The sequence below is a fragment of the Flavobacterium sp. N502540 genome (assembly GCF_025947365.1).
GTDB lineage: Bacteria > Bacteroidota > Bacteroidia > Flavobacteriales > Flavobacteriaceae > Flavobacterium.
In genome coordinates this window covers 5,230,261-5,243,243 of sequence record NZ_CP110012.1, presented here as the reverse complement: position 1 = coordinate 5,243,243, position 12,983 = coordinate 5,230,261, and the positions used below count along the sequence as shown (strand labels likewise).

General features: G+C 35.7%; 3 protein-coding genes. All 3 read left to right on the top strand.

Translation table 11 applies throughout. The features are described from left to right. The first annotated feature begins 1 nt into the window (after position 1). The 3 genes from OLM58_RS21610 (at position 2) to OLM58_RS21600 (ending at position 12,970) form a co-directional block, all read left to right on the top strand. Complete coding sequence (locus OLM58_RS21610) at positions 2–1,120, top strand: VOC family protein (protein WP_264530607.1); 1,119 nt, start codon at positions 2–4, stop codon at positions 1,118–1,120. A 5-nt stretch (positions 1,121–1,125) separates the two neighbouring features. Beyond that, on the top strand, positions 1,126–2,502 hold the full coding sequence (locus OLM58_RS21605) for an FAD-binding oxidoreductase (protein WP_264530606.1): 1,377 nt from the start codon (positions 1,126–1,128) through the stop codon (positions 2,500–2,502). A gap of 64 nt (positions 2,503–2,566) precedes the next feature. Continuing rightward, positions 2,567–12,970, top strand: coding sequence for a non-ribosomal peptide synthetase (locus tag OLM58_RS21600; protein ID WP_264530605.1), 10,404 nt, complete (start codon positions 2,567–2,569; stop codon positions 12,968–12,970). Positions 12,971–12,983: the final 13 nt, after the last annotated feature.

Sequence of the window (12,983 nt, the reverse complement as noted above, 5' to 3'; positions counted from 1 at the left end):
AATGGAAAACAACAATGAAATAATCGTATCTGATTTTTTTAATATGGAGTACGATTTTGTCGAGTATTATGTGGGTATGGCCAAGATGGTGGTATTCTGGCACGTTAAAGCACTAGGTTTTGAAGTGATAGCGTACGCCGGACCGGAAACAGGTGTTTTAGACAGATGCTCGTATTACATCGTGAAAAATGATATAAAACTGGTTATCACCTCAGCATCACAGCCTAGTTCGTACAAAATAGTTTCTTTCGTAGATCTTCATGGAAATGGTATTAAAAGACTGGCCATAAACGTTGACAATGTTAAGGATTTCTTCGAAAGAGCTATGAAAAATGGCGCAATTCCGGTAGAACATCCACATTTAACATCAGATGAAAATGGATTTGTAGAACAGGCATCTTTAAAAATGTTTGACGATAACGAAATCGTACTTATCAATTATGATAATTACAATGGAGACTTTCTTCCGGGATATAAAAATGTACAGAGCGAATGGAACTTTGAAGGAGAAGATACAGGTCTGCAAAAAATTGACCACGTAGCCTGCGCTTTAAGACTTAACGAAATCAATTTATGGGAAAAGTATTTTAACAACATCTTCCTTTCTAAAACGGTAGTCGAATTTGACGAAAGAAAAGTGAAAGGCGAAAAGAAAATCGGGATGTTATTGAAAGTGCTTCAATCCGGTAATAAAAACATCAATAACGTTTTGGTTGAACCGGAACATGGAGTAAAAAACCAGGTTCAATTGTTTATCGATCAAAACTACGGAACCGGAATACAGCATATTGCTTTTGAATCAAATAATATCATTAAATCAGTAAAGGCATTGAGAGATTCGGGTGTGAAATTTACCAGATATCCGGATTCATATTATGAAAAATTAGCCACCAAATACCCTGAATTAGATGTAGAACCTCTAAAAAAACACGGGATATTATGTGATGTTTTAGAAGGAGCCTTACTCTTTCAAATCTTCACAACTCCAATTGGAGACAGAGCTACATTTTTCTACGAAATAGTACAAAGAGTAAATGATTATCAAGGATTTGGTTTAGATAATATCTATGCTCTGTTTGAAGCAATGGAGGAAGAACTAACACTTTCCAATAAAATATAATCCGGATGACAGGCTGCAAGACTGATATTATTAATGCTATAATTGAAATAGTGGGAGCTGATTTTGTACTAACCAATGCTGAACTGCTATACAATTATTCAAGAGACTGCACTTCTGATGAAGAGAATATACCTTCGGCAGTAATCTTACCAAAAGATGAAATAGAGATTTCGAAAATTCTTAAAATCTGTAATGAAACCAAGACCAGTATCACCGTGAGAGGTGGTGGTACGGGAGTCAGCAGGGGAGCATTATCTCATACAAACGGTCTGATACTTTCGCTGGAACGGCTGAATAAAATCATTGAGATTAATAAAATAGACAGAATTGTTACCACAGAGTCGGGAGTAATCACTCAGGATTTGCGCAATGCGGTGTTAGAAGAAGGTTTAAATTTTCCGCAAAATATCAGTAGCGCAAATGCTTGTTTTATTGGTGGAAATATAGCAGTATCCAGCGGCAGTCCAAAATCATTAAAATATGGTACCACAAAAGATTATGTCATCAACTTAGAAATTGTTTTGCCTGATGGCAGTATCATTTGGACCGGAAAAAATGTAACTAAAAATGCAACCGGTTATAATCTGACCCAATTGTTTGCAGGAAGCGAAGGAACGCTGGGCATCATTACCAAAGTCGTATTAAAATTAGTTCCCCCTGTAAAAGAACTGCTCCTCATGATTCCTTTTACCAAAATAGAAGAGCTGTTTGAAGGCGTACAGCAGTTTTTTGTAAAAGGATACGATGCTTCAAGCATTGAATTTATTGACCGGAAAGGAGTAGAGCTGGCTTCGAAATTCTTAAATAAAAAGCAATGGCATCAAAAAGCAATTGAAGGCATTTTATGGATAGAACTTGAAGGGACAGATTCAGAAAAACTGATGCAGCAAGCTTTTGAAATCAGTGAGTTTATCAGCACTTATACAAAAGAAGAAATTAGTATAGCGGATACCCAAAACGAAGTTAAAACGCTATGGGAAATGCGTTCTAAAATTGGAGAAGCGGTTATACATCATGTGTTTTTCAGAGATATTGACATTGTGGTGCCCCGTTCTAAAATTGATAAAATGTATAAATCAATTTCGCTGATAGCCCAAAAATATGATTTCGAATACACAGTTTTTGGACATGTGGGAAATGGAAATTTTCATGTCAATATTTTTCAGGACAAACAAAGCACCAAAAAACAATGGGAAGATAATTTGGCGATTTGGGTAAAAGCGATCTTTTTGAAAGCACTGGAATTTGGAGGCACCATTTCAGGCGAACATGGAGTTGGTAAAATAAACCTTCCCTATTTAGGAGATGCTATGACCGACCATCAGATCAATATAATGAACAGCATCAGAACATTATTTGATAAAAACAGAATAATAAATTAAAATATTTATACAGGACCATTTATCTAACACGCAATACAATTTAGTTAAACGAAAAAATATTACTATGGGCTACGATTTATTTACAAAGCTGAAAAAACTTAAAGTTACTGTAAAAGTAATAGACAATAATCTTGATATTAAGGCTCCCAAAGGTGTTTTAAATGAAGAAATTTTAAATGAAATTAAATCAAAAAAGGAAGAGTTAATTCACCTGGTTACTAAATATGCAAAAGATCAGCTTACTGAAAATTATTCTATTCCCGTTGCCCCAAAAAGTGAACACTATCCATTATCGTCATCCCAAAGAAGATTGTGGGTTCTGAGTCAGATTGATAATGCAAACTTCTCCTATAATATTCCCGGAGTTCAGGTTATTGATGAAGCATTGGATGCGAATGCATTTATCATGGCTATTCGTGATTTGATAGACCGCCACGAGGTATTAAGAACCGTTTTCAAGTCTGCAGAAAATGAAGAAGTAAGACAGTTTATTATAGCTCCGGAAGATTTTGAATTTCCTTTTCAGCAAATAGATGTTGATGGCGATGAAGAAAAACTAAATGAAATATTAACAGGAGTTCATAATACGCTGTTCGATCTTGAAAAGGGACCATTGTTTAAGGGAGCTCTTGTAAGGGTTAGCAATACTAAATTTGTTTTTGCATATAACATGCACCATATCATTAGCGATGGATGGTCAATTGGTATCATGATCAATGAACTGCTTAAGAATTATACGATCAGAAAAAATGGAGAAACCGTTCTGAGTAATCCTTTGCAAATTCATTACAAAGATTACGCAGTATGGCAGCAAAAACAATTGTCAGACGAAGTATTCAATAAAGAAAGAAATTATTGGCTAACCCATCTGGCAGGTGATTTACCAACACTTTCTCATTTTGGAGACTATTCACGTCCGGCTATTATGAGTTACAATGGAAGCGTTGTAAAACGCAGTATGGATGCTCTTTTAATTCAGCAATTGAGAGCCTTTTGCCAGAAACACGAAGGGACTTTGTTTATGGGCTGTCTTAGTATTCTAAACGTACTGCTGCATAAATATACGGAACAAGAAGATTTTATAATAGGAAGTCCGGTGTCCGGAAGAACACATAAAGATATGGCCGATCAAATCGGGTTTTATGTAAACACATTGGCACTTAGAACCCAATTTGGAGCAGCTAATTCTTTTGAAGACGTTTTTCAGCAGAATAAAAGAGTTACCCTGCATGCTATAGAAAATCAGAATTATCCTTTTGATGAATTATTGGATAATCTGAATGTAAAAAGAGATCTAAGCCGTAGTCCGTTATTCGACGTAATGATTTCGGTACAAAATGACAGTCAGCCCAATCAACAAGCAGAAGATTTATCTTATAATGAGCTTCTTGACAGAAGAGTTAGTAAGTATGATTTGACCTTTACATTTATTGAAAAACCAGATTCATTAACAGTTGAATTGGAGTACAACAGAGATATTTTTTCTAAAGAAACGGCAACGACACTTTTATACCATTTAGAAAATCTACTGTCTCAATTGCTTAAAAATCCTGCAGAAGAAATTAAATTGATTAGTGGTCTGGATAGTGAGGAACAATATGAACTTTTGGTAAGTTTCAATAACACAGAAAAACAATATCCCGAGACAGGTTCTATCGTAAGTTTTTTTGCAGAACAAGTGGAAAGAAACCCACAAAATACTGCCTTAGTTTATCAGGATAAGTCTTTTACCTATTCAGAATTAGATGCTGTTTCCAATCAGTTAGCTCATTTTTTAGAAAAGCAATATCTTCTGGAAAAGGAAGACTTAATTGCCATTTTATTACCCAAAAGCGAATGGCAGATCATAAGCATTTTGGCCATTTTAAAAGCTGGATGTGCTTATGTACCAATAGCCTCAGATTATCCGGAAAGTAGAATTCGCTTTATTTTAGAAGATACCAAATGCAAATTAGTAGTATCAGAAAAAGAAATTGCAGACTTTCTGAGTGCTCAGTCTCAATATTCTGAAAGTAAAACAATTAGTCCGCTAAGTCCGTCCAGTCTGGCTTATATCATGTATACTTCGGGTTCTACAGGAGTACCTAAAGGAGCTTTAATAGAACATGGAGGTGTAATTCGTTTGGTAAAAGAGAGCAATTATGTTCCGCTAACGGGAAAAGAAGCACTGCTGTCTACAGGTTCATTTTCTTTTGACGCCGTAACATTTGAATATTGGAGTATGCTGCTCAATGGTGGGAAATTAGTTCTGTGCGACGAAAACACCTTACTGTCTTCTACTGATTTATCAAAAATAATAAAAGAAGAATCGATCAGCATCATGTGGTTTACGGCAGGGTTATTAAATCAGATCGTAGAGGATAATATAGAACTGTTTGAAGGATTACAAACCATATTAGCCGGAGGAGATAAATTATCTTATGCACATATTTCCAGATTGCAAAAGCATTATCCGCATTTAGAAATAATAAATGGATACGGGCCAACTGAAAATACTACTTTTTCGCTGACTCATAAAATCGAAGTCTTAGAGAACAATAATATACCTATCGGAAAACCAATAACCAATAGTACGGTCTATATACTGGACAAAAACTATAATTTGATTCCCAAGGGAGCAGTGGGTGAAATTTGTTTGGGAGGTACAGGATTGTCCAGAGGATATCTTAACCAGCCAGAGTTAAGTCTTGAAAAATTCGTACCAAATCCTTTCAAACCAAATCAGCGTTTGTACAAAACCGGAGACCTGGGGAGATGGCTGAAAGACGGTACAGTAGAGTTTTTGGGCAGAAAAGACAATCAAGTAAAATTACGCGGTTACCGAATCGAATTAGGAGAAATAGAAAGTGTATTAGCACAGCACGAATTGATCAATTCTTCCTTGGCAATGGTTCAGGAAGACAATAAAAAAGAAAAGGTACTAGTTGCCTATATTACCGTAAATGCTCCAATAGCTGTTTCCGATCTAAAACAATGGCTGTCTCAGCGTTTGCCTTATTATATGGTTCCTAACTATTTTGAAATATTGGATGTTTTTCCACTGAATGTAAACGGAAAAGTAGACCGGTCAAAATTGCCGTTGCCGGAATCAATGGTTATCGAAGGAAGAGCAGCATACAAAGAACCTTCTACTGAATTGGAAAAATCTTTGGCTAAATTATGGGAAGATGTTTTAGGTATTTCAAAAGTAGGCCTCGAAGATAACTTTTTTGATATAGGAGGTCATAGTTTAAAAGCGACTAAATTAATCAGTAAGGTGCATAAAGAGTTTCAGGTAAAACTCAAATTGAAAGATCTGTTTGTTCATGCCACTCTGCAGTCTCAGTGCAAACTAATAGCCGAAGGACAGCATTCAGGTTACAACAGGATTCCGGTATTAGCGAAACAAGATGGTTATCCGCTATCGCTAATGCAACGCCGTTTATGGATCTTAAGTCAGCATCAGGCAGCGAATATTGCTTATAATATGTCCGGCGCTTATGTATTTGAAGGAATCTTAGAAGTTGGCATTTTAGAAGAAGCGTTTATACAATTGATTAAGCGTCATGAAATTTTGCGAACCAGTTTTAAAGAAGATGCCAACAGAGAAATCCTGCAGTACGTTACGGATCCCGAAAACATTTCTTTTGCAATAAAAAATATTGATTTAAGCAGAGAAGAGAAATCAATACTTGACCAATACCTGTCAGAAGATTTAATGGCTCCATTTGATTTATCTTCGGGGCAATTATTAAAAGCAAGTATATATAAATTATCAGAGAATCGTTGGGTTTTTAGTAACGTAATTCACCACATCATTAGCGATGGCTGGTCTTTAGAAATCATTGTAAACGAATTATTGTACCTGTACAATACACTTGTAACCGGAGAACCATTAGTATTAACACCGCTAAACGTTCAATACAAAGACTATTCCTCATGGCAGCTTGAGGAGTTAAGTGATTCTAGATTAGAATTTCACAAAGGATACTGGATCAATCAGTTTAAAGGAGATTTACCCGTTTTAGATTTATCCGGAGGAAAACAGCGTCCTCTTACAAAAACATATAATGGAGGTGTTTATAATAAAATAATCTCTGGAGAACTAAGCGGCAAACTCACAGAATTCCTTAAAGCAGAAGAAAGTACTTTGTTTATGGGATTGTTAAGTGCCGTTAATGTATTGTTCTACCATTATACCAATCAGTCAGACATTACAATTGGAAGTCCGATTGCAGGCAGAGATCATATTGATTTAGAAAATCAGATCGGGTTTTATGTGAACACATTAGCATTAAGAACCCAATTTTCAAAAGAAGATCATTTTAAAAATGTTTTATCTAAAGTAAAAGAAGTTGTTTTGGGAGCTCACGAACATCAACTGTATCCTTTTGATGAGCTGGTTTCCTCTTTAAATATCCCGAGGGATATGAGTAGAAATCCATTATTTGATGTACAGGTTATTGTTCAGAACAATCAGAATGGTGCCAGTACAGAATTAAACAACCTGTCGGTTAGTCCGTATAAAGGCGACTTGCCACACTCCAGCGTGTTTGATTTGGTTTTTAGTTTTGTTGATTCAGAAAATGGTTTAGCCACAAATATCATTTACAACAGTGATGTATTTGACTCAGAACGCATAGCGCAATTTGGAAATCATCTGGAACAGTTATTAACTGCTTTATTGCAAAATGCAGAACTGCCGATACTGGAGTTGAAATGGTTACCAAAAGAAGAACAACAGCATTTACTTGATTTCAATGCAGAAACATTTGATTACGACAAATCTAAGAACGTCTTAGAAATGATCCGAGAACAAGTAGAAAAAAATCCGGAAGCCATAGCAGTATCTTTTGAAGGAAATCAATTAAGCTACCTTGAATTAGACAAGCGTTCCAGTCAATTGGCTCATTTTTTATTAGAAGAATATCAGCTGGAGCCTAATGATTTTGTCGGGATTATGCTTGATCGTTCAGAATCGATTTTCATTGGTATTTTAGGAATTTTAAAAGCAGGGGCAGCTTATGTTCCTATAGACCCTGATTATCCTGTTTCCAGAAAAGAGTATATCCTGAAAGATACCAACGTAAAGGCCCTACTCACACAATCCGATTATATGTTTGATTTATCATATTATGAGGGCGGAATATTCGCAATGGATGTACAGTTGGAGAGTTTAACAAATCCAATAACAGCTCCGGAAATAACGGTTTCACAGGATCATTTGATTTACATCATTTATACGTCCGGATCTACAGGTAATCCTAAAGGTGTTATGGTAACTCATGGAAACTTACTACATTCTTTAGCACCACGAGGCAATACTTACTCCCCAATAAAATGCTTCTTGTTACTGTCTTCAGTTGCTTTTGATAGTTCAGTTGCGGGGATATTCAGTACGCTGACTACCGGAGGAACATTATGCATCACTGGCAGTTCGGATATTGGAGATGTAAATTTCATTGCCAATCTTATAGTAAATCAAAAAGTAAGTCATTTGTTAACAGTGCCTTCGTATTATAAGTTGCTTTTGAGTGCATTGTCAGATAAAGATTCTTCTATTGAACAGGTTACGGTAGCCGGAGAAACTTGCCCTATAAGTTTAATCGAAGATCATTTTAAAAGCCAAATAGGGCAATCAGGCTGTGATTTATTTAATGAATATGGCCCAACAGAATGTTCCGTTTGGAGTAGTGTTCATAAATATGAAGAAGGTAAACCGGTCACAGCCACTATAGGTAAACCGATTGCCAACACCCGTATTTACATCTTAAACGAAAAAGAAGATTTGGTTCCGCTTGGCGTAATTGGTGAGTTGCACATTGGAGGTAACGGCGTGACCAATGGCTATTTAAACAATCCGGAATTAACTGCTCAAAAGTTTGTCAAAGATCGTTTTAGTGAAGCAGGTCTAATGTATAAAACAGGTGACTTAGGCAGATGGAACTCGGCTGGTGAAATCGAGTTTTTAGGCAGAAAAGACAATCAGGTAAAAGTTAGAGGATATCGTATCGAACTGGGCGAAATACAATATGCTGTTGAACAGTACAGCCTTGTAGAAGCGGCTGTTATTTTAACCAAAGAAAACAAATCTGGTGATAACGAATTGTATGCTTATTTGTTAGCAAAAGAAACAGTAAACACTTCAGAGTTAAAACACCATTTAAAAGATTTGTTGCCGAGCTATGCCGTACCTGCTCATTTTATTACTTTGGAGGCATTTCCGTTAACACCAAACGGAAAAATAGATACCAAGGCATTACTTGAAATTGGCGGTTCAGAAGCTGGAAGAGGAGAAGAATATGTAGCTCCGGGAACAGAAGAAGAAATAGCCTTAGTAAATATATGGGAAACCGTTTTGGACAAGGAAAAAATTGGTGTAAATGATCGATTTTTTGACTTAGGAGGTGATTCTATTAAAGTATTGAAAATTGTGAACGGTATTTACAACGAAATGCAGTTAGATATTACGATTTCGGATATCTATACTCATGATTGTATCTCGCAGTTATCAGATTTCATAGCAGGCAACAGAGCGTCACTTGAAGTTAAAAAAGCAGCAGTTGAGGGAGCTGAAAATCAGGCAAAGCAATCCGTTGAAGTTTTGAAAAACAGTGTTTTAGAAGCTTTAAGCGGAAATAATGCTGATAATGTGGAAGACGTTTACCCAATGAGTGATATTCAAAAAGGAATGATTTACGAATCATTGAAATATGAAGGGGCAAGCATCTATCACGATCAGATGATTAATCACCGACAATTTCCGAATTTTGATATTTCGGTTTTCAGAAAAGCAATGCAATTAATAACCGAAAAGCATGAAATTCTAAGAACAGGATTTAATTTACAAGATTACGATCAGGAAGTTCAGATTGTTTATAAACAAGCCGAAATACCAGTTGTATACGAAGATTTATCTCAACTGGAATCGTTTAAAGAACAGGAAAAAGTTATTTCAGCATTTCTTCAGTCAGAGCTGTTAAATTCGTTTGATGTAGCTCAGGCACCACTGTTTCGAATGGCCGCTTTTAATGTAGGTAATGATACTATTGTGTTCATTTCTCAATGTCATCATGCCATTATAGATGGTTGGAGCGATTCGTTGTTATTGACTGAAATCAATAATGTGTATCTTAAATTACTGGAGACTCCTTCATTTAAACCTACAAAATTAAAATCGAGTCATAAAGATTATATGCTGTATCAGTTGCAGGATAAAAGAAAAGAAGAGACTGCAGCATTTTGGTCTAAAGAATTGAACGATTACCACAGACTTGATTTATTTACAGAAAAAGAAGCAGACGATTCTAAATTATTTCGCTTTGAGAAAGAAGAGTTATCCAAAATTGAAACTTTAAAAACCGCTTACGGCATCAGGTTAAAAGAACTTGCTCTGAGTGCCTTTGTATACACTTTAAAGTTATACACGTACAGCAATGACATCACAATAGGATTGGTTGTGAATACAAGACCTGCCTTGCCGGATGCCGATGGAATGTTGGGCTGTTTTCTAAATACAATACCTTTAAGACTTGAGGTGGACAGATCATTAAGTGGTGAAGAGTTACTCAGATTAGTAAAACAGAAACTCATCGAAGTAAGTAATTTTTCGGATATGAGTTTAGCCAGTATCGCTTCTGTTAACAATGAAATTAAAGGAATAAACAATCCTTTCTTTGATATCATTTTCAATTATGTTGACTTTTACTCTTATGATGCATTAGAAGAACAACTTAATGACGAAAAAGAATCGTATCTCGAGAATCAGGAACTATCACTAAAAGGAAAAGGAGTTACCAATACCTATCTTGATTTTACGGTTAACAACACTAATAATTTTCCATCATTTGATTTTGCTCAGTCCAGACAGCTTGTTAATGGAATCGAATTGTCTGAAATAGAGTCGGTTTACAAAAAGGTTTTCCAGCAGCTTGTAGATCATCCGGAATCATCATTAAAAGAATTAGATTATTTATCCAATGAGGAAAAGGAGCTCTATTTGAACAAAAAGGAAAACGATTCGGTAATCGAAAATAAAGAACAAACCGTATTAGATTTGTTTAACGAGCAAGTTGTATCGAACCCGAATTATCCCGCTTTACACCATAATGGAGTAAACATGAGTTATGCCGAGTTAGATGAAAAGTCAAATCAGTTAGGGCATTATCTTAAAAAGCAGGGTATAGGTAATGAAGATTTTGTTGCAATAGTATTGGATCGTTCTGTAGAAATGCTTATTTCAATTTTTGGAATACTAAAAGCAGGAGCGGCCTATGTCCCGCTGGATGAAGATTATCCACAGCAGAGAATTGATTTTATTTTAAAAGATACAGCAGCCAAAGCCATAATTTCAAAACAGTCTCTTTTGGAAAACTTTTCAGAAGAGTTCTTTCCAAAAACAATAGTAATAGATAAGGATTGGCATTTGATTTCAAAAGAAAGTACAGAGGGAGTAACCAATAATCTTACGTCAAATTCCTTGATATACAGTATCTACACTTCCGGAACAACCGGAAAACCGAAAGGGGTTTATATTGAACACAAAGGCGTTGTAAACCTGGCGAAAGCATTAATAAAAAGATATAAAATACAAAAAGAAGAGAAAATTTTAGCCTTCTCAAATTATGTATTTGACGCTTCGGTAGAACAAATTTTTATTGCATTGGCAAGCGGTTCAACTTTAGTGATATGTGATAAAGAGGATTTACTGGATGGTGAAAAATTTGAAATGCTTTTGATGGAAAAGAAAATCACCCATATCGATGCCACACCAACTTATCTGGAAAATGTAACACCTAATAAATACCATTTAAACAGAGTTGTGGTTGGAGGTGAAGAGTGCTCATTAAATCTAGCCAGGAAATGGGTAGCTCACACCGAATTCTACAACTCTTATGGACCAACTGAGACGACTGTATCTTCGACAATATATGCTTATGACAAAGAGAATGATAAAGACTTAAGCCGTCTGCCAATCGGAAAACCGATTGAAAACACTACGATTTATATTGTAGATAATGCTTTTCAAATCGCAAAAACCGGAGTTGTGGGTGAAATGTATATTGGAGGAATAGGAGTTTCCAGAGGATATATCAATCAGGAAGCACTTACCAAAGAACGTTTTGTTACCAATCCTTTTGCTGATAATGAAATCTTATATAGAACAGGAGATTTGTGCTACTGGTTACCGGACGGGAATATTCAGTTTTTTGGCAGAGTCGACGATCAGGTAAAAATTAGAGGCTACAGGATTGAATTGGGAGAAATTGAAAATGCATTTCTTCAGCAAAAAATAACAACTTCTGTTGCAGTACTGGCAAAAGAAAATAAGGTAGGAGAGAAAGAAATCGTAGCTTATTTGGTTGCTGATGAAAAATTTGATGCAAAAAACATCAGAACCCAATTGAAAAGTGTGCTGCCTTATTTCATGATCCCATCCTATTATGTTCCGGTAGAAGAAATTCCGCTGACAAAAAGCAGAAAAGTAGACCGAAACAAACTATTATCCATAGAAATACACGGAACAGATATTCTTAAAACGATCGTTTCTCCTGAAAATGAAACCGAAAATACAATTCTTCAGATCTGGCAGGAAATTTTAGAAAAAAAGGAAATCAGTGTAGTGGATAATTTCTTTGAAATTGGTGGATATAGCTTGAAGGCCATTAAATTAAAGGGAATGTTAAGAAGAAAACTTGGCCTTGATATTTCGATTAAAGACCTTTATAATGCCCCAACAATTCGAGAATTGGCTCTGGGTAAAAAAGCATCTGCCTCTGCAGCGATTAATTTACAGGCAGGTAATCTTGAAAATACGATTTATTTCATACCGCCAATTTTGGGTAATTCCATATTGTATCATCCGTTGGCAAAAGTATTAGGCAATCAGTTCAATTCAATTGGTTTACAATACAAAGGATTAGAACCTGATGAAGAACTTTGCCAGTCTATTGAAGAAATGGCGGACCACTTCAGCAAAGAAATTAAAAAACGTCAGAGTAATCAGCCGTTTCTGATTTTGGGATATTCAATGGGGGCTTCGATTGCCTTTGAAGTAGTCAAAGAACTTGAAAAACACTATGATGCCATTGAATTGGTTTTGGTGGACAGACCAACATCTCTAACAGGAATTAACGCGGACACAGAGAATATTGACGAACAGGCAAATTGGCTGCTCCATGAATATGAAAAAGCAGTTGATTTAAGTAAAGACCAAAAAGAAAGTGTTTTGTCTTTTATAAAAAACAATTTGCACCTTGACAATCAATACAAACTTCAAGGGAAAATCTCCAGTACGATACATGTTCTTGAATCCGCTGAGAATGATTTAAGAAGTGATATGATGAATTGGCAGAATCATACCGATCGAGAGTTGCTGCACCACTATTTGTCAGGGACACACTGGGAAGCTTTCAACGAGAAAAATTTTGACAAGTACATAGAAATTTTTAAAAGTATCATTCAAAAAACAAATAAAGAAACCAACTAAAACTGTCAAACTA